Here is an 18,875-nt window from a genome sequence, read left to right on the forward strand (position 1 = left end):
GTAGAATCCCCCGTACAGCGGTTGCAATGGGGCTGATGGCGATTCGGGTGCTAACCGGGGATTCCGGCTCAACTTAAAATCCCAGGTCCGTAAGGGCGTGAGGGTTCGAGTCCCTCCTCCGGCACCAGAAAGGGATATCAACGATGCCCGCAGATGGCCCGTTACGGCCTCCGCGGGCATTTTCGCTATCTGATCTTGCTCTTGTATGTCGAGGCACGTCTATATAATTCGGCTATATGGTATACTGTAGGCGTGGGGGTTGAAAATCGGAGGTCGATGTGATGGGTCGATATCTCATATCGCCGGTGCTCCTGTTGATTGCCGCCACGGCCTATGCCGCGCTCCCCGTGGGTAGTACGCCACCCCTTTTGTCTGTCCGTGTCCTGGCCGGGCAGGATGCCGGAAAAACCATTGCCCTCGCGGAGCTCCAGGGAAGCTCCCCGTATGTGGTGGTGTTCCTCAACAAGGCGGATGCCCAGGCGGAAGCGTTCATCAAGCAGTTCGACGCGCTGGTTGCCGCTCATCCCGATTGGAGACTCCGGGGCTGCGTGGTGCTGGTGGGCGAGGCCGCGTCGGAGACCGAGTGGGGCAAGGGTCTGTACGCATCGGCGAAACTTGCCAAGACGTCCCTGGCTGCGTTGCCCGATGGGGACCAGGTACGGAAGTGGGAGCCGGTGGATTCTTTCCAGGCTAACTGCTGGTTCGTGTACCAGGGGAGACTACGCAAGCGCTGGGCGCTCAATGCGCCGCAGACCGGCAACCTGGTGGGCAAGCTCAATGTGGCGGTGGGTTTCGCTCTGGACCCACGCTACCAGCCGAAGGACTCGGGCGACGACTGCCCGTGCCGGAACACGCAGAACCCCGGAGGATAGCTGCAGTCAGGTTGGAAACCGGCCGGACGACGGGAGGGAACTGGATTGATCGATTACCTGACACTCCTGCTGGTCAACATGAGCGCGGGCTATGCGCTTCTGGCGTGGTTCGTGCTGAAGGGGTTGGACGCGCCCGACAAGCGCGTCTGGGCCGGGGGCTTCGCGGTTGTTGGGCTGGTAGCCACGGCCTTCGGCGGTCACCTGACTGTGAACTGGCTGTTGCCGGGCGCGTATAGCTCCATGTACGGCGAGATGTCCGTGCTTTTCGGCGCGGTCTACCTGGGCGCCGCTTTGTGCATGGCGTTGGGTTGGGACCTGACCGCGGTTGCGGGGTACGGCGTCTTGGCCGGTGCGGCCGCCGTACTGCTGGGCGTGCGGATGATCGACCTGAAAATGACCCAGATGCCGCTGCTGTCCGGTGCCGGGTTCATCCTGTCGGGTATGGGTGGGGTGTGCGCTCTGCCGGTCTGGCTCTGGTTCAGGGAGCACCGGCTGGTGCGCATCGCTGGGATGCTGGCGATGCTGGGTGCGGCGGCGATCTGGGCGTTCATCGGGTTCATGGCGTACTGGGGTCACGCGGAATCCTTCGGCGAGTGGGTGCCCCTGCTCATGCGGGGTGCCCAAGGGCCGGAGTGATCTGTTGGCCGGGGTGGTACCGAGCACGGCGGGCGCGGGTTTCCTTGACTTGCCGTCACAGCGTCGCCTATAATCCGCCTCGCGGAACAAGTGTAGTGCGCTCCACCGAGTTGGACTTTGCCACGAGCAGGGGGATGTGTTTCTGTGTCTGACGACGATCTTGATCTTGATCTCGACCTGGATTCGCCGCCGGATCCCCCGAAAAAGCGCGGGCTGTTCGGGCGAGCCAAGCCCCCGGACAAACCGGCTGAAGACAAGGGGGCGGAAGGCGAAGCCGAGGCCCGCAAGCCTGAGGTCGTGCCTGCGCACAAGCCCAACGTCTTCGAGCGCATCGCCACTCCGGTTGCCGAAGGCGCCGCGAAAGCGTCGCCGACGGGCTGGAGCCTGAAAACTTTCCTGCTCGGTTTCATCGGGCTCGTTGTTCTGGTGCTGCTTGCCGAGAACTGGCCGGCAATGCGTCTGAATTTCATCGGCCTGCATGTGGATGTTCCCAAATCCGTGGTTCTGCTGGTTACATTCGGCCTGGGGTTTGGGGTAGCGTGGCTGACCTTCCGCCGTCGTGGAGAGCCCGGCCAGCCGAAGATTTGAAAGCTCGTCATGCCGTGGGGGATACCCTTGAGACACCGCCGACCGCTGGGCTTGTTCACCGTCGCCGCGATCCCCTACCTCCTGCTTTCCTCATCCCAGCAGGCAGGCATTGTCACGCACCTGTACCCGGACGGTTCCGGGGAACGGGCCACGTATGCCCGCGCCGCAGCCGGTCGCGCGCCAGAAGTTGCCGGCCTGCTGCGCGACGCCATGCCCCGCGCTGACCTGGCGCGCACCGTGCGAGAGGCCGAAGGGAAGCGCGTCCTGGTCTGGCGCGACGGGCAGTTCGCAGACATGAGCAATGTCGGCGAGGTGGAGACCACAAGGACCGGCATTATCCAGTCGCCCCTGTCCATTTACAGCACTCATACGTGGAAAGAGACCCTCTCCTTTGACCGCGGCGATGCTACGGAGATCGAGATCGAGGGCATGGACCGGGCCGAGATGACGTACATCGTGCGGATGCCCGGTACAGTGACCACCACGAGCCCGCCGGCGCAACTTGAGGGCAACAAGGCGCAGTGGACCGTGAAAGTCACGGATCAGCCGCAGACCTTCACTGCGGAATCGAAGTCAGTTCGCTGGTCGTATGTGATCTTGCTGGCCTATGTGCTCCTGTTCATTGTGGTGAAGCTGATCGTTGTGCTGCCCAGGCTACTGGCCCGCATTCCGCGCAAGCCCCGGAAGATCTGAAGATCTGACGTTCAGCGCACCCGGCGCAATAGCGTCCAATGACCGTCATGGCCGCGGACCACTGTCCGCGGCCATTCTGCCAGATGGGAGATGCCCCGCAATGATCGATCTGCGCAGCGACACCAAGACCCTCCCGACACCCGAGATGCGCCAGGCAATGATGGACGCCGTTGTGGGCGATGACGTGGCTCGCGAGGACCCGACGGTCAACCGCCTGGAGGAGCTCTGCGCCGAGATCACCGGGAAGGAAGCCGGGCTTTTCGTCACCTCCGGCACCCAGGGCAATCTGGTGGCGATGATGGCTCACACCGTCCCGGGGCAGATGATCATCTGCCATGAGAAGGCCCACGTGCTGGTATACGAACAGGGCGGTCTCGCGCGAATCTGCGGGCTGCTGGTTCACACGCTGCCCGGGAAGTACGGGGCACTGGACCCTTGCGAGCTTGAGGCTGCAGTGCCCGAGGATGAAGTCCACAAAGCCCAGGCAGGGCTGGTGGAGCTTGAGAACACCCACAACAACTGCGGCGGCACGGTGCTCACGAAGGAGCAGATCGATTCGGTTGCCGAAGTTGCCCACGCACACGGGATTCCGGTGCACATCGACGGAGCCAGGATTTTCAACGCCGCCACCGCGCTCAACATGAGCGTGCGCGATCTCACCGCATCCGTGGACTCGCTGCAGTTCTGTTTCTCCAAAGGTCTGGGTGCGCCGGTTGGCAGCATGGTGGTGGGCAGTGAGGAGTTCATCTACAAGGCGCGACGCGCGCGCAAGGTGGTCGGCGGCGGGATGCGCCAGGCCGGGGTCATCGCGGCGGCCTGTCTCGTTGCCCTGGAACAGGGCGTGCCGCGTCTCGCCGAGGACCATGCCAACGCTCGCAAGATCGCGGAGACCCTCGCAGCGCTGCCGGGTGTGTGTATTGATCTGGACAGCGTTCAGACCAATATCATCTTCTTCGACGTGTGCCGTCCGGACATCGACGCTCCCTTGCTCTGTGACCGTCTGGCGCAGTATGCGGTCAAGGCGTCTGCCCGGAATGCCACGAGCATTCGTTTCGTGACACATCGCGACGTCTCGGCCGCGGACACGGAAACGGTCTGCGCGGCACTGCGGGATATTCTTGGCTGAGAGGCGTTGCCCCTCCGCAGAGGGCGCCCCATGCTGACACGCACCTTCGTCCACGTTCCATCCATCGGCTATGTGGTTGAGCGCCGTCTTTGGGAGGCCGGAATCGGCTCCTGGGAGGATGCGGTGGCGTGCGAGGTCTGCCCGAAGGGCTTCAGCGCCGCGCGATGGGCACTGGTGCGCGACACCTGCGTCAGTTCCTGCGCGAGCCTGGAGGCCCGGGATCACCAGTATTTCGCGTCCCTGCTGCGCAGCCGGGACCAATGGCGGGCGTTCCCCGAGTTCCGCAATCGTGTGGCATACCTGGACATTGAGACCGACGGCATGTCGGCCTGGAGCAAGGTCACGGTCATCGGCGTGTATGACGGGCGGTCCACGCACACTTACGTTGCCGGGGATAACATGGAAGCCTTCGCCGAGGATATCCAGCGGTACGGTCTGCTGGTGACCTTCAATGGAGGCTCCTTCGACCTGCCCTTCCTGCGCCGCCGCTTCGGCCCGATTTTCGACCAGTTGCATATTGACCTGCGTTTCGCACTGGGCCGGCTGGGGCATCATGGCGGCCTGAAGAGCATCGAGCGCTCCCTGGGCATCAGCCGCGGGGACGAGATCGCCGACATCAGCGGCGACGATGCGGTGCGCCTGTGGCATGAATACCAGCGGGGCAGTCAGGAAGCGCTGGACCTGCTGGTGGCGTACAACCGGGCGGACGTGGAGAACCTGGAGAGCCTCATGGACCTTGCGTATCGGGAGCTTTGGGACCGGCTGTTGAAGACCGGCGGATCGGAGTAAGGAAGTGCGCAGAAGCCTGCCGGTGGCCCCGGCGATTATCCTGATCGGGTGCGGGTTCCTCGTGGACTTCTACGTCGCGATGGTGAGCCTCGCCACCCAGAACCTGGGCATCTATGTGATGCAGGTCGTCCCGGTCATCCTGGGGCTGTTCGCGACGGTAGGCTCTATCGCGTACACCGTGGGCTGCCTGATCTCGGGGACGATTTCCGACCGGTACGGGCGGCGTCGCTGCGCGCTGATCGGTTGCGTCGGTGCGGCGGCGGCCTGGAGTCTCATGCCTCACGCGCCCGACTGGCGCTTCGTGCTGCTCCTTGTGATCGTCCCCGGCCTGTCGCTGTCCATGTTCTGGCCCTCGGTGCAGGCATGGCTGGCGGAACTGGCCGGTTCGGACCGCCGGAAGTTGAGCACGTACATCGGGCAGTTCAACATCCTGTGGTGCGCCGGGCTCATGCTTGGGCCGGTGGCCACGGGATACATCTGGGACTGGAACTGGAGCGCCACCTTCTACATCCCCGCGGCGCTCATGTTCCTGGTTGTGCTGCTGGTGGCCTTCACAGCCAGGCCATCAACCAACACCACTGAGGCCCTTCCGCCGCCCAACGGGGCGCACGAGAACACTGCGCTGTTCCTGAAACTGGCCTGGGTTGGCAATTTCGCGAGCTTTTTCTCCACCCGCACCGTTTCGGCAATGTTTCCGGCTCTCGGCGCCGAGATGCAGTTCAGCCATCCGCTGGTGGGCTGGCTGTTGTTCTCTGTTGGCGCCGGGCAGATCCTGATCTTCGCGTACACATCCTGGGAGCACCGCTGGCAGTATAAGCTCTGGCCCATGGTTGCCGCGCAGGCCGGGGCGGCGGTGGGAATGGTCCTGGCAGCTTTCGGCCGGCAGCCCATCGTATTCGCGACGGGCTTCGCGCTGGTCGGCGTCTCGGCGGGGGTCACTTACGTGAGCAGCCTGTTCTACGCGCTCCACGGACGTAATCATGGTCGCGGGAAGACCAGCGGGTTCCATGAAGCGGTGCTGGGCGGTGGCGTTCTGCTGGGGCCGCTACTGGGAGGCATCGCCGCGCAGGAGTTGAGTTTCCGGGCGCCCTTCGCGATTGCGGCGGGGGTGCTGATTACGGCGTGCCTGGTCCAGGCGTGGCTGCTGGCAGCGGACCGGGCGAAGCAAACGGAAATGGCCCCCGTTGCGACGGGGACAGAGGGGCACGAGAAGTAGGGCGACAGAACCGGGGGACGGCATCGGTGTCCGTACATTCCCCGGCGTGACAACGGCGGCGGGCGAGACGCCCACCCCACGCGGTCAGAGGCCAACGATCCGGCGACGACGCCGTCAGTCCCGATGCGTCCCCATAAGGGCTTCGATGCGGCGAGCGATTTGCTCTCGTTGAGCCAGCACATCCCCAGGGTCGCGCGTGTACGTGGTGAGGTCCGTGGTCACGGGCAGGCACGCCTCGCGGCCAGCTTCCAGGTCCCCCTCCAGCGCCGCCAGCAGGTACAGGTATTCATAGTCCTCGATGCCGTCCCGGATCGCCGCCAGGCGAATGGAGCCGATAGGACCGTCCTTGCCCGCATAGAGCAGTTCCCCGTCGCCGTGCAGCGTCTCCGTCCAGCCGTCCCCTGGCCTTCCCGTGGTAATGCTCCACTTGAGGTCAGGTCCGTCGCGTTCCGGATCGATAGGCCGATCATTGTGCGGTCTGCCCCAGATATTCAGCCCCCAGTAGAGCATCCCGTCCATCTTCTGGTGGAAGACCTGCCACCAGATCACCCGAGCCTCGATCAGCGGATCATCCGCGAGCCAGTTGGCATACGGGTGCCGTGGACCGCAGCAGACATAGCCCCACACCTGCAGGCCGTGGGCGCGGCACTCTTCGGCCTGCTCGAAGCGGTATGCGGCGGTGAGCGGGCAGTTCCAGTCGATGTTCAGGTCACGCATGATCTCGGGCTTCTGGGGCACGTACGCAGTGGTGAGAGTGGGAATGCCGTAACGCTCGCGGATCATCCCGAAATACTCGCGCATCACCGGCCAGAATTCCTCGCCGCGCTCGTCGAACGTGTACACGTACGCCTTGTCCGCGAGGCCGCGCCGCTTCAGTTCCGCCACATACGGGTCCAGGCGGTCGATGAGACTCTGCTTGAACGCCGGGGTGTAGACCTCCAGCGGGCTCCAGCAGACCCAGGTGGCCTTGCCCCGGTGCTTGACCATGTTCAGCACGTTGAAGGCATTGAGGCCCCGGCTGTCGTAATGCTCCAGGTCATCCAGGTCCGGCGGGTCGGTCCGCGAGATGTCGTCGGGGTTGAGGCGGTGCCTTAGCACGTAGTCTCCGTACTGCCGCCGCAATTCGGGTGACAGCGGGCCGTACAGCTTCTCCAGGAACCCATCCATCAGCGCGAAAGCGGTCTTGATATGGGGCTGATCAGGAACGCTGAAGCCGTAGACATTGGCCGTCACCTGCACGTCGAAACCCTGCGCATTGCCGGGGCTGACTGAGACCGTGCCCGAGTACTTCCCGGCGGGCGTCCCCGGCGGCGCGTAGAGTGTGAACCACAGGCTCTGGGTCACTCCGCCGGCCACGTCGAAGTCCGGTACGGGCAACAGCGGATCCGGCCACCAGCCCGGCATGGCATCGGGGAGAGCAGGGTGCTCGTGGAGCTTGGCAAGGTGTACGAAGCCCACCTGGTGCCATTCCACGTTCTTCGCTTCAATGCGCGCGCCCCTGGGACCGGTGAGGTCGGAGATGCGCACTTCGCAGTCCTTCAGATCACGGCCCGGAGCGGCCCGCAGGCACACCTGGAAGCTCTCATACTCATTCCCGGCCAGGGAGATAGACGACGTGAGGTCAGCAGAGGGCTTCTCAGGCGCATCCTGCCTGAGCACCCGGACCAGGGCGTTTTCAGTCCACGCCACATAGCCCATGCCAGGACCGTCCGGGGTGCGCACGGGTGTCTCGTCTGTGAGGGTCTTGCCGAGGAGATCGTCAGTCGCGGTGAGGCGGACCGTGTACTCGCCGCCGGGCAGAAGCGTTCCCGAGGCATCGCGCCCGCCCCAGTTGAGACAAGCGGCGTGGCCTTCTCCGGCGGACTCGAAGACGGGCTGACCCGCGCGCAGCACTTCGGCCTTCCACTTGGCGGGGAGGGACAGGGACGCTGAGAAGTCGATGCTGTTGCCGCCGTACAGGCCGGGGACCGCGCGCTTGCGCTGGACCTCGAAAGGCGCGAGACTCAGGGAGACGTCATCAAACCACACCTGCCCTGTGCAGCGGCGGAAGAGAATGAAGTACTGGATCTTGACGATGGGCTTCTCGGGGTGGAAGACGTACTCGATGTACTCCCAGTCATGAGTGCCCCGGGTGAAGGACTTCTGCCGGCCCCACAGGTTGGTGCCGTCGTCGTACCAGCAGTCCATGTACAGGCAGTAATCGCGGCCGTTCGCGTTCTCGGCCTTACTCCAGCCGCTCACCTTGAAGGGGTGGTTGATGGGTTCATCCAGCACGACCTCCTGCATGGCGCCGAAATATGCTTCCGGATCGTCAGACACGCAGGTGATGCACGTGCCCCCGTCCCGGCCCTGTCCGGGGGAGAGGAGGTAGCCTTTACCTGGCATGCCCCAGCCCGAGGCCTTAGCCCCGTCCGTCTGTTCGAAGCCGGGGTTCACCAGGAGATTTGCCCCCCGTTCGGGCTGCGCATATCCGAGTGCGGCTGTCAGCAGTGCAAGGGCAATCAGTGCCGGACGCATTCTGGTTCGCCTCCGACGAAGGGTTCTGACGCGGAAATCAGCCCATGCTCACGACAACCTTGAAGGCTTCCTTGCGTTCCAGCAACTCGAAGCCCTTGGCGGCGTCCTTGAGGGGCACCACGTGAGTGTAGAAGGCGCGCAGGTTCACGATATTCTGGCGAACCAGCCACAGCAGGTGCTCGTGGGGTTCCCATTCTCGTGGGCCGAAGAACTCGATTGCCCACGTGGACCGGCCCAGCCCGATGTCCAGGGCTCGCCGCTCCATGTCGCCCGGTTGCCGCGTTGGCGCGATGCCGTAGATGCCCAGTCTGCCGTCGGGCGCGAGGAGTGACAGGCCGAGCTCCGCCAGAGCGTCGTCGCCGACGGCCTCGATCACCCGGTCGGCGCCTTTGCCGCCGGTCCAGTGACGCACCACGCCGGCAGGATCATCACGTTCGGCGTTGATGACGGCATCCACGCCGAGTTTCATGGCCCGTGCCAGCGGGGCATCTCGTCTGCCCAGCACGATGACCGGATGGCACCCCAGCAGCCGCGCGAAGAATGCGAAGGACAGGCCCACCGGGCCGCTCCCCAGCACCACCACGCTTCGGCCTGGGCCGACGTCCCAGCGCTGGAGCCAGGAAAGGGTTTCCTTGAGGGTGATGAGCATGGTGGCGTCGAGTGGGTCCAGTTCGGGGGGCACGATCTGGTGCATGGGTGAGCCGCCGAGGGCCGGGTCCTTCACCTTGCCGAACTGAGCCATGCCGCCATACATGCAACTGATCGGCACGTTGTCTTCCGGCGTATACGAGGCACCGGGGCGCAGTACGAGGTCTCCCTCTTCAAAGGTCTGGACGGCCTTGCCGCACTCCACAACTCGCCCAACACTCTCGTGGCCTATGATCCCCGGGTAGGCGTCAGGGCCTTTATAGCGGAAATGGCCGTCCAGGATCTTCCGATCCGTGCTGTTGCAGATGGAGCATGCAAGGATTTCGACGAGACATTCCGTTTCGTCGATGGTGGGCTTAGGAACTTCGCGCACCATGAGTTCGCCGGGCTTTTCAACCACTGCTGCGAGCATGCAGAAAGCCTCCCTTTGTGGGCGGAGTCGGTGTGTCATTCGACCCGCAAGGGAGGCTTTCCTTCGCAATATGACATCTGATCAGGCTTCAGGCGTGAACTCCGACCGGAGTTCGGCTATTCGCCGCCTCACCCAAAGGAGACGGGCGCGTCCTCGTCCCCGCTGTCCGCGCTGCAGCCGAACTCGGGGGTGGTCTCAGCCTTGCCGTAGCCTAGCTTCTCGAAGGCGTCCTGGGCTGCAGGTGACAGGAGGAAGTCCAGGAACTTACGTGCAGCTTCCGGGTTCTTGGCGTTCTTCGTAACTGCCGCCACCGCGTGCATCCCGCCGTAAAGCTCTTCGGGAACCAGCAGAACCGTATCAGCCTTTCCGATCACGCTGAGATCCTTGGCGGATTCATTCTTCTGCCATTCCTCGTTGGCGCAGGCCGCGTATGTGAAAGCGGCGTCTACCTTCTTATCGATAACCATCTGCTTGGCCTTGGCAGGCTGATCGGGCCGTACGATCTTCCCGGCTTCCTTGAGCTTCTCCCAGACGCCGACGGCTTCGAGAGCCTTGCGCCCGTAATAGCCGATGGACAAGCCGTCGATGCAGACTGCGACTGTCTTCACTTCGGGCTTCGCCAGGTCTTCGAGCTTCTCAATCTTCAGCGGGTTGCCTTTCTGCACGGTGAGGTGCATTCGTTGTTTCAGGAAGGGCACGGTCTCGCCCTCGACGACACCTTTCTCCTCGAGGCGCTTCATCTCGATGTCGCCCAGCGCGAAGAAGACGTCCATGTCGGCCTTGTCGTCCAGGAGCTCCTTGACCATCGGCTCCACGTTCTTGATGTGATCTACGAACTCCAGCTTCGGATTGGCTTCCTTGAGGAGCTTGCGCACTTCCAGATAAGCCATGGCCAGTCCACAGGGGGAGCCAACCACAAGCTTGCCCTCAAGGTCGGTCGGCACCTCCGCCGCCTCTTCCGTGGTGGGCGCATCTTGCGCTCTTGAGCTGTCGGTACCGGCTGCCTTCGGAGCCAGATCGGAGGAAACCGGGGGGGGCGATGAATCCGCCGTCTTCGGGCCGGGGCAACCTGTGATCACGATGAGCAGAGCTAACACCGGCAGAAGTGCCAGCGCCGCGGATTTCGTCACTAAGCTCACATCCCTTTCCGTGAGTCGTAACCCTATGTATGGGATTTGGGAAGCAGTATACAGGAAAACACATTCCAGCGGAATACAGTGCCCGTGACGTAATAAGTCCAAAGCCCGCAAGAAAAAGGGACAACGACCGGCAGCCGGGCGCGTTCCTCGCAAACAGGGGAGTTCGGTCGAGGCGGTGCCTTATCTCCTTCCGCGGGTGTACCCCGCAACGAAAAGAGACGCCGCGGTTACCTCGACGCGCGGATGCCTGCAGAGCTGAAACGGCCCCCAGAGAGCGAGGGAGCCCGGCTACTCGGCCAGCGCAGTCGCGTAGACATGCACCTCAAGCGGGCCGAACTGGTCCTGAATCGCGCCGGCCTGGCAGGCCACAGCGCGATTCTCGAACAGCACCTGCATCGGGCCGTCTCCCACACCGGGCACGGGCACACGGATTGCCTGGGCTTCGTTCGCCATACTGGCGGCAATCACGAGGGTCCGCTTGTCGCCGTGAAATACCGCCGCATACAGGTTCGGGTTCTGCTCGTCATTGGCGGCGGTGATCGTGCGCGAGGCAAGAAGTATCTCCGGACCGACGACGGCCAGTTCGCGGTTGATCTTCCCGACGGCCTCCATGAGGACCGGGTCATGCACGAGTCCCGTCACGGAGTCGTCCCACGGGTAGTAGACAACGCCCTTCGCGCCCCAGATAAGCCCCTGATAGACCATATTGCGCTCTTCTTCGGGGGTTGGGTAACGCCCGGCGGTCTTGTCCCGATAGGCCGCGGTATTGTGCAGTTGTGGGATGATCCAGATGGGCCGGCGTTGCTGGACGGCATCCTGCGCGACGCGCATCCAATTAGAAACCATCGTTACCGAATGCGGGATCGGATACGGGTCCACCGCGAGGATATCGGTGGTTGTGCCGAAGCGTTCAAAGGAGCCGGGATTGCACATCACGAGGTAGACCGGGTGGTACGGGTCGAGCGCCATACAGATTTCCCGTGCCTCTCGGCAACGAGACAGCATGGTCTCGCCGTCGGGCTCGTCCACCGTGTACCAGCAAAGCAGCGCCGGATGATCGCGGTAAGCCTCCACCATGCGCACAAAGTCATCTCGCCGGAACTCGTCTCCGCGCAGGAGGGTGGACATTTCCAGGAGCACTTTCAGACCGAGTTTCTGAGCTGCGTCCAGATTCTTGCCGGCGCCCTCGAGGGTCGAGCCCCAGCCCTGGAAGCTGTTGAAGCCCAGGTCGCGGATGCGCGGCAGGTGCTCAATACCCACATGGTAGATGGCAATGGGGAAGTAGGGCTCGCCGTCGATGCGCGTTGCGAGGCTGTCGTCGATGGTGACCCGGGGTGACTTCTCGGAGAAGACGGGCACTTCCACGGTCTTCGAAGTCACCGGCTCGGCCGATCCCGCGGAGGTGAGGTCCACCTGAATTGTAACCGGTTCCCCGGTGGGCTTGCCGATCTTGAGCGAGGGCTGGAAGACGGACAGACCGGCGACATCCACGGGGTCGACCGCGAGGACGGATCGGTCGCCCTGCCGCACCCGGGCGCGAAGCTGGAGATTGGCGACGTCTTCCTTCCACGGATGCACCCGGGCGGCATACTCGATTTCGGGCGGCGGGTCGCCCTGGTAAATGGACTGCCGGTACAGGGGACGGATCAGGTCCACCGTGAGCAGGTCGGGGATCACCGGACCGCTGTGTTTGAGGCTCAGGAACTCGCCTCGCGGTCCCTTGAGGCCGGCGACGATGGTATGCGCGCCCCGCTGTTCCAGGGGCACGGTCACCGTCACGTCTGCGGTCGCGCCGGGGGCAATGTGGGCGCCGGCCGCGAAAGTTCGCGCCTGGCCCTGGGGCGGGTTGACGGTGATTTCCAGTGTGAATGGCAGGGGATCGCCGGTGATGTTCCGCACGGATGCCCGGGCCTCATTTTCCCCGAGACCGAAGCTACTGAAGTCGGGGAGTGTGGGCAGCAGCCCGGCACGATGGCATCGCAGCGTGCCCCACAGGTTCTCCAATAGCTGCCGGGAGTAGGACCAGTAGCAGGTGAGCATCATGTACCCGCGGCCGTGGGTGCGGAACAGGCCCGTGGCACGGTCCTCCTCGTCCCTGGAGATTACCTGCCAGGCATTGCCCGCCTCCATGTAAGACCACGTGCCGCCATGCGCCGGGATGCGGCTCGGGATGCTGAACACCGGGTGCGCGGCATCCCAGTACCCGACGGGGATGCCCACCTTTCCTGGGTTGTGACTGGTCACGACCCAGTCATCACCCAGGCCCTTGAGCCAGTTGACGTGCTGCTCGTAATTGGCGTCTGTCCAGACCATCGCCCCGCCGCGGTCCATGAAGGCCAGGAGCTTCTCGCGGTACTGGGAGAAGTCCTGAACGTTGGAGTAGTTGAACAGGGCGCTGCCCAGGATGATGTCGTATTCGCCCAGGCGTTCCACGAGCTTGCCGAAATCCCTGTTCTCGTACTTGTCCATGGGCCAGGCGAGATCGGCCATGCGGCCGTCGTAGTCATCGCGGTGCCGAAAGTCGCCGTAGTCGCTGTAAACCAGGGCAACCCGGGGCACACCCATGACTTCGGCCGACCCCGAGATGCCGCAACCGAGGGCAAGGAGAAGCATGCATGCAAAGGACGGTCTCATTCCATTCGCCTCCGTGGGCCGCTTCCGAAAGGCCCGTGCGTGTGGCGAGAGTGTTCGAGGCAGCTGCAGGAAGGTCCTTCCGGGGGAGGGTATGGTCTGGCGTCCACATCTCTTCCGACGTCAGTTGAACAGGGAGCGGGGCCCCAGGGGGAGATTCTCCAACTCGTCCAGCACCTTGCCGGTGCCCATGGCCACTGAACTGATGGGATCGTCGGCGATCATCACCGGGATGCCCGTTTCGAGGTGCAGCAGGTGATCCAGGCCGCGCAGCAATGCGCCGCCGCCGGTGAGAGTGATCCCGCGTTCGATGATATCGGCGGCCAGTTCGGGAGGCGTCTGCTCCAGGATGGTCTTCACCCGGCCGACCACCTGGGACACCTGCTCGGAGATGGCCGAGCGGACTTCAACTGAGCTGATCTCGATGGTTTTCGGCAGGCCGGTGATGATGTCCCGGCCCCGGACTTCCATGTCCAGTTCCTCGTCGAGATCGTACGCCGATCCGATGGTCATCTTGATGCGCTCAGCGGTAGGCTCGCCGATGTCCAGGCTGTAGACACGCTTGATGTGGCGGATGATGGCTTCGTCGAGGTGATTGCCGCCGACGCGCAGGGAGTCGCTGACCACGATGCCGCCCAGGGAGATGACAGCGACATCGGTGGTTCCGCCGCCGATATCCACCACCATGTTCCCGCCGGGGGAGGCGATGGGCAAGCCGGCACCGATGGCGGCGGCCATGGGCTCTTCGATGGGAATGGCCTCGCGCGCACCCGCTGAACGGGCGGCGTCGAGGGCTGCGCGTTTCTCGACACTCGTGGCGGCCGAGGGGACGCAGATGACCACGAGGGGTTTGAAGAACCGGCCGGGTCTGCCACAGGCGCGGCGGATGAGGTGGGCCAGCATGTCGCGGGTGATGGTGTAATCGGCGATGACGCCATCGCGCAGGGGGCGCATGGCCACGATATTCCCGGGCGTGCGGCCCAGCATCTCGCGGGCGTCCTCGCCCACAGCCAGAACCCGACGGCTGCGGCGCTCCACCGCAACTACTGAAGGTTCGCGTATCACAATCCCGCGCTTGCGGGCGAAAACCACGATGTTCGCAGTGCCCAGGTCAATGCCCAGGCGATCGGCTATCCCAAACATACCGCACGCTCGCTGGCTCCCGCGCCGCGTCGCACGATTTCCGCACCCAGGCCGCGCAGCTTGCCCACGAGGTCTTCGTAGCCACGGTCCAGGAAGGTGGCGCCGGAGATCTCTGTCTGGCCTTCGGCTGCGAGAGCCGCCACAACCAGCGCGGCTCCAGCGCGGATATCGGTGGCCTCAACCGGCGCTGCGTAGAGCTTGGGCTGGCCCTTGATGATGGCTGCGCTGTCCACGATGCGGATATGTGCGCCCATGCGCGCGAGTTCGTCAGTGTAATTGTACCGGGCGTCGAAAATGGTCTCTTCGATGATAGTGGTGCCCCGCGCGATGGACGCCAGAGCGCCATGGGTTGGCTGCAGGTCGGTGGGGAACCCGGGGAACGGGGCGGTCATGATGTCTACCGGCAAAGGCCTGCTGAGCGAACGCAGTCGGATCCAGTCTTCGCCGGTGGTGACTCCGGCGCCGGTGCGGCGCAGGACGTCCAGCACCAGCTCCAAGTCCCTCGGCACAACGGCTTCCACGGTGATATCACCCATTGCCGCAGCCGCCGCGTACAGGAAGGTTCCGGCCTCCATCCGGTCTGGGATGACCCGAGCCGACGTCTCGTGCAGCCGTCGGGTGCCCCTGATGGTCACAGTGGGGGTGTCGATGCCCTGGATGTCCAACCCGCAGGCCTGCAACATCTTCTGGCAGGAGACCACTTCGGGCTCGCGGGAGGCGTTCTCGATGATGGTGGTGCCCTCGGCCATGGAAGCCGCGAGCATGAGGTTCACCGTGGCTCCCACGCTGCGGCTGCGAGGGTCCATGAAGATCCGGGTGCCCTTGAGTCGTGATGCCTCGGCGCGCATGACGCCGTGGCGCTCATCCACTTCGGCCCCGAGGGCTTTGAAGCCGGCGATATGGAAGTCCACCGGTCGCGAGCCGATGACACAGCCGCCCGGAAGCGGAACCTCGCACTTGCCAAACCGGGCCAGGAGCGGGCCAGCGACATAGAAGGAGCCGCGCATCCGGCGCACGAGATCGTACGGCGCGCTCACGGAGTTGACCGTGCTTGCGTCGATCTTCAGGGTGGCCCGGTCCACGAACTCGCACTTGGCCCCAAGCGCCCGAAGCATCTCGATCATGATGATGACATCATTGATCGTCGGGATGTTGTCCAGGACAGTTTCGCCATCGACCAGCAGGGCGGCCGCAAGGAGAGGCAGGGTCCCGTTTTTTGAGCCACTCGCCCGGACACTGCCGGTCAGAGGACGTCCACCGGTGACCACGATTTCGTCCAAGCTTGATCACTCCCACGGAACGGTGTGCAACAGAAAGCACGAAGCATGTGGCGCAGACGGTCTTCGCGAGTCGAGGCGTCGCCACCGTGCGGCGTTCCACGGCCGCAGAGGGTGATTCGGGGGTAAACGGGCCTGACTTCATGCCCGGAAGGCCCGCCGCCCTCACTCCCGTCAATCAGCATAGCACTAAACCCGGGGGATTTCAATGGCAGCGGGGTTGTCGCGCAGGCCGACCGTCCCGATCGGCACCGACTTCCTATGCAGGTCTCAGGGCGGTCCGTCGGGAACCAAGCCCCGGCTGGCAAGCCCGGCGAAACTCGGGCATTCCTGTCAGCTGGAGGTGCTATGATGCGCGCGCTCCTCATCATCGCGGCGATCTGTTTGGCGGTGTCCGCCTCCTATCCCGCCGAATACCCGCGGCTGATCTTGTGGGACTTCGAGAACGATGCCCCGGACTGGTGGGCGAACCCGTGGAGCGGTGGGAAGATCATCGTCACCCGAGGCGTCGAAGGCCGGTACGGCAAGGCGATCCAGGGCACGTGGCAGGATGTTCCGGGCGCCGGGAACCTGGTGAGCGGGATGGTGCGCGACCTGCCCCACTGGCGAGACGGCAACTGGACCACCATCACCTTCTGGCTCAGGGGCGACGGTGAGCGGGGCAGTTGCACGCTGCAGGTGCTTGGCGAGCAACCGGATGGCAAGGGGCTGGTCTATTCGGCCAACGTCCCGTTGGACAGCAAGGAATGGCGGCATTTCGTCCTGGATATCCGCACCTTCTGGAACCGCGAGGGTATCCCATATAAGCCGGAAGTGCTGCGCCGGATTCTGTTCAGCAGCACCGCGAACCGCGTGATCTCGGTGGACCAGGTCGCCCTCGAGGGCCCGCAGGTGGAAGTCCCCCTGGAGATGGGGCCGGATCAGGTGAGTCTGTCGCGGTCGGCAGAGTGGCTCACGGCGCGGTGGGATCCCGGGAATACGCCGACGGACGCACTTCCCCAGGCGGTCGAACTGAAGATCACCTGGCCGTCGGGTAGCGCAGGCAGGGCCCGGCAGGAGATTACCCGGCCGCCAAGTGATGACTGCATCCTCTCGGTGCCCTATCCCCCGGAAACGGGCATGGCCGAAGCGGTGCTCACCATGATCTGGGGAGGCGAAGCGCCGCGCGTACAGGAAACGGGTCTCCAGTTCCGTGCATCCACAACCCAGCCCGCGCCGGAGCCCGCGGAGGCCTTGCTGCCCGCGCCCAAGCGGTTCGAATATGAGCAGGGCGGCGCCACGTTCCGAACAGCGCCGCGGATGTTCCTGCACGCCGCCGGACCCGAGGAAGTGACCCAGCCGGTGCGGGAGTACCTCGCGGGACAGCTTGCCAAGCGGGTGGGCATCCCCTGCGAACTGCCTGCGCCCAGGAAATCTCCGCCGGGCGATCCCGCGCTGGTCTGGCTGAGTGCCGAAGAAAACGCCGATCCACTCCCCGCACAGTTGGACGTGCCTGCCGACAAGGGCCCCGAAGCCTACGCGCTGCGGGTTGGCCCGAACTGCGCCACTGTCGCAGCAAGCGCCCGGCCCGGCTTGCGATTTGGGGCGATTACGCTCCTGCAGTTGCTCTGCAATTCGGTGGCCCCGGGCGGGCACCCGGTTCCGGCGTGCAGGGTGGCCGACTGGCCATCATTGCCGGTGCGCGCCATCAGCATTCCCCTGCCCACGGACCGCTGGGGCTACCCGAATGATGCCCCGGTGGACCCGGATTTCTGGGAGCAGTACCTCCTGCGCACCTGCCTGGAGCACAAGCTGAACGCCGTGGTGATCCTGGTGCGGCAGGGGATGAAGTACCAAAGGCACCCGGAACTGGACGGTCCCGCGGCCTGGGACCAGGACACGGTGCGTCGGATCGTGGCCACCCTCAAGGCCCATGACATCGAGCCTATCCCGCTTCTGGATTCCCTCGGGCACGCGAACTGGCTGGTCATCAATGCCAGGCAGCTCCGGGAGGACGGGGACACCAACACGCTCTGTACTCGCCACCCCGACGCGAAGCCGTATCTGCTGGACTGCTATGAAGAGGTCATCGACGTTTTTCAACCCCGGCATTTCCACATGGGGCTGGACGAGATCCGCTGGCAGACCTACAACAAGCCCGAAGCCGAACGCTGCTCGCTGTGCAAGGGCCTGGACAAGCGCGAAGTGTTCCGCGAGTGGGTGGAGATGCTCTGCGCGTTCCTGAAGGAGCGCGATATCCGGCCCATGATGTGGGGCGACATGGTCCTGCCGCGTCACGGTGGCGGCACTCCCTTCCACCTGGAGGACACGCTCCCCGAACTGCCGAAGGAGATCATCATCACCAACTGGTCCACGACGCTGGACCCGGTCTCCAACCACACCTTCCGCAAGCTGGGCTTCGAGGTGATCCAGTCCAATTCGGAGGGCGTCACCCCGGCGCAGGCCCCGGATGTCATCGGCAATATGTTCGGCGTGTGGAACAAGCTGCCGTGGCTCACCGACAATGCAGTGGGACCGGGGAAAGCGGTCTCATACTCCTTCCTGCCGCAACTGGTGGGTGCGGAATATGGCTGGAACATCTATCCGGACCCCACGGTGATCGGCGTCCCGGTGGCGCCCGAGTTTTTCGCGGCGCGGATGGGCGCTCTCACGCGGCTTGCGATGGACGCGCCGATCGGCAAGGTCACGGCGGTCGCGGCGTGCGCGGATGTTATCGAGAACCCGGTTGTGGGCGAGAAGGCGGATGGCACGCGGGTGCTGGCGGCGCCGCTGTCGCCGGAGCCTGGACAAGACGAGGAGATCGCAGTGGGCCGGGCAGCGCCGGGCATCATCGCCCTGGTGGCAGCGGATGTGCCGGACGATCAGCAAGAAGCCTTCTACAAGCGCCTGCGGGACAAGCGGAGCTGGCCAGGGCTGCCGGTGGGCGAGCTTGTGGTGGGCTATGAGGACGGCTCGCAGGCGGTGCGGCCGCTCGCCTTCGGCTATGATCTGCGCGATTGCCGGGGCGTTGCCTTGCCATTCGCATGCCATGCCGTGGGTTACCACACGGACGAGTCGGGACGCACGTGGTACGGGGTGCAGTGGGTGAACCCGGAGCCGGAGAAGACTGTGGCGAGGGTGGAGTTCCGCGCCCTCGAGACTGAGGCCCGGGTAATGCTCAAGGCGCTGTCGGTATACGGCAAGTGAAT

Annotated in this window: 14 protein-coding genes; 8 read left to right on the top strand and 6 right to left on the bottom strand. The window is 64.3% G+C overall.

Annotated elements, in window-relative coordinates:
* The first annotated feature begins 281 nt into the window (after window positions 1-281).
* From HPY44_00005 to HPY44_00035, 7 genes are all read left to right on the top strand, one after another.
* A complete protein-coding gene (locus HPY44_00005) occupies window positions 282-872 on the top strand; it encodes a hypothetical protein (protein NSW54364.1) in 591 nt (196 codons plus the stop codon).
* A gap of 45 nt (window positions 873-917) precedes the next feature.
* Window positions 918-1,508, top strand: a complete 591-nt coding sequence (locus HPY44_00010) for a DUF981 domain-containing protein (protein NSW54365.1) — start codon at window positions 918-920, stop codon at window positions 1,506-1,508.
* Between the two features lie 144 nt (window positions 1,509-1,652).
* Window positions 1,653-2,096, top strand: coding sequence for a LapA family protein (locus HPY44_00015; GenBank protein NSW54366.1), 444 nt, complete (start codon window positions 1,653-1,655; stop codon window positions 2,094-2,096).
* A 27-nt stretch (window positions 2,097-2,123) separates the two neighbouring features.
* The gene (locus tag HPY44_00020; GenBank protein ID NSW54367.1) at window positions 2,124-2,789 is read left to right on the top strand and encodes a hypothetical protein; all 666 of its coding nucleotides are present in this window, start codon (window positions 2,124-2,126) and stop codon (window positions 2,787-2,789) included.
* A 100-nt stretch (window positions 2,790-2,889) separates the two neighbouring features.
* Window positions 2,890-3,915 (top strand): aminotransferase class I/II-fold pyridoxal phosphate-dependent enzyme, encoded by a 1,026-nt coding sequence (locus tag HPY44_00025; GenBank protein NSW54368.1) that lies wholly within the window; start codon window positions 2,890-2,892, stop codon window positions 3,913-3,915.
* Between the two features lie 30 nt (window positions 3,916-3,945).
* Window positions 3,946-4,704 carry a ribonuclease H-like domain-containing protein gene (locus HPY44_00030; GenBank protein NSW54369.1) on the top strand — a complete coding sequence of 253 codons (759 nt, stop codon included), beginning with the start codon at window positions 3,946-3,948 and terminating at the stop codon, window positions 4,702-4,704.
* Between the two features lie 4 nt (window positions 4,705-4,708).
* On the top strand, window positions 4,709-5,920 hold the full coding sequence (locus HPY44_00035) for an MFS transporter (GenBank protein ID NSW54370.1): 1,212 nt from the start codon (window positions 4,709-4,711) through the stop codon (window positions 5,918-5,920).
* 114 nt (window positions 5,921-6,034) lie between these two features.
* Here the strand turns inward: HPY44_00035 and HPY44_00040 are convergent, their stop codons facing one another.
* The 6 genes from HPY44_00040 to murA all read right to left on the bottom strand — a co-directional run bounded on the left by HPY44_00040 (window position 6,035) and on the right by murA (window position 15,690).
* Window positions 6,035-8,437 (bottom strand): DUF4091 domain-containing protein, encoded by a 2,403-nt coding sequence (locus HPY44_00040; GenBank protein NSW54371.1) that lies wholly within the window; start codon window positions 8,435-8,437, stop codon window positions 6,035-6,037.
* Window positions 8,438-8,474: 37 nt separating this feature from the next.
* Entirely contained in the window at window positions 8,475-9,497 is a 1,023-nt protein-coding gene (locus HPY44_00045; protein ID NSW54372.1) for a zinc-binding dehydrogenase, read from the bottom strand.
* Between the two features lie 128 nt (window positions 9,498-9,625).
* Complete coding sequence (gene modA, locus HPY44_00050) at window positions 9,626-10,441, bottom strand: molybdate ABC transporter substrate-binding protein (GenBank protein NSW54373.1); 816 nt, start codon at window positions 10,439-10,441, stop codon at window positions 9,626-9,628.
* 483 nt (window positions 10,442-10,924) lie between these two features.
* Window positions 10,925-13,270, bottom strand: coding sequence for a hypothetical protein (locus HPY44_00055; GenBank protein NSW54374.1), 2,346 nt, complete (start codon window positions 13,268-13,270; stop codon window positions 10,925-10,927).
* A 120-nt stretch (window positions 13,271-13,390) separates the two neighbouring features.
* Window positions 13,391-14,410, bottom strand: coding sequence for a rod shape-determining protein (locus HPY44_00060; protein NSW54375.1), 1,020 nt, complete (start codon window positions 14,408-14,410; stop codon window positions 13,391-13,393).
* Complete coding sequence (gene murA, locus HPY44_00065; protein NSW54376.1) at window positions 14,398-15,690, bottom strand: UDP-N-acetylglucosamine 1-carboxyvinyltransferase; 1,293 nt, start codon at window positions 15,688-15,690, stop codon at window positions 14,398-14,400. Before murA ends, HPY44_00060 begins: the two co-directional genes overlap by 13 nt.
* A gap of 345 nt (window positions 15,691-16,035) precedes the next feature.
* On the opposite strand from murA, the gene HPY44_00070 reads away from it, so the two are divergent.
* On the top strand, window positions 16,036-18,873 hold the full coding sequence (locus tag HPY44_00070; GenBank protein ID NSW54377.1) for a family 20 glycosylhydrolase: 2,838 nt from the start codon (window positions 16,036-16,038) through the stop codon (window positions 18,871-18,873).
* Window positions 18,874-18,875: the final 2 nt, after the last annotated feature.

Source organism: Armatimonadota bacterium, assembly GCA_013314775.1.
Lineage (GTDB): Bacteria > Armatimonadota > Zipacnadia > Zipacnadales > JABUFB01 > JABUFB01.

What these genes read in the sequence shown, in the direction of transcription:
- HPY44_00005 (NSW54364.1), top strand. Translation starts at nt 282, where the DNA reads ATGGGTCGATATCTCATATCGCCGGTGCTCCTGTTGATTGCCGCCACG.
- HPY44_00025 (NSW54368.1), top strand. Translation starts at nt 2,890, where the DNA reads ATGATCGATCTGCGCAGCGACACCAAGACCCTCCCGACACCCGAGATG.
- HPY44_00030 (NSW54369.1), top strand. Translation starts at nt 3,946, where the DNA reads ATGCTGACACGCACCTTCGTCCACGTTCCATCCATCGGCTATGTGGTT.
- HPY44_00040 (NSW54371.1), bottom strand. Translation starts at nt 8,437, where the DNA reads ATGCGTCCGGCACTGATTGCCCTTGCACTGCTGACAGCCGCACTCGGA.
- HPY44_00045 (NSW54372.1), bottom strand. Translation starts at nt 9,497, where the DNA reads ATGCTCGCAGCAGTGGTTGAAAAGCCCGGCGAACTCATGGTGCGCGAA.
- HPY44_00055 (NSW54374.1), bottom strand. Translation starts at nt 13,270, where the DNA reads ATGAGACCGTCCTTTGCATGCATGCTTCTCCTTGCCCTCGGTTGCGGC.
- HPY44_00060 (NSW54375.1), bottom strand. Translation starts at nt 14,410, where the DNA reads ATGTTTGGGATAGCCGATCGCCTGGGCATTGACCTGGGCACTGCGAAC.
- HPY44_00070 (NSW54377.1), top strand. Translation starts at nt 16,036, where the DNA reads ATGATGCGCGCGCTCCTCATCATCGCGGCGATCTGTTTGGCGGTGTCC.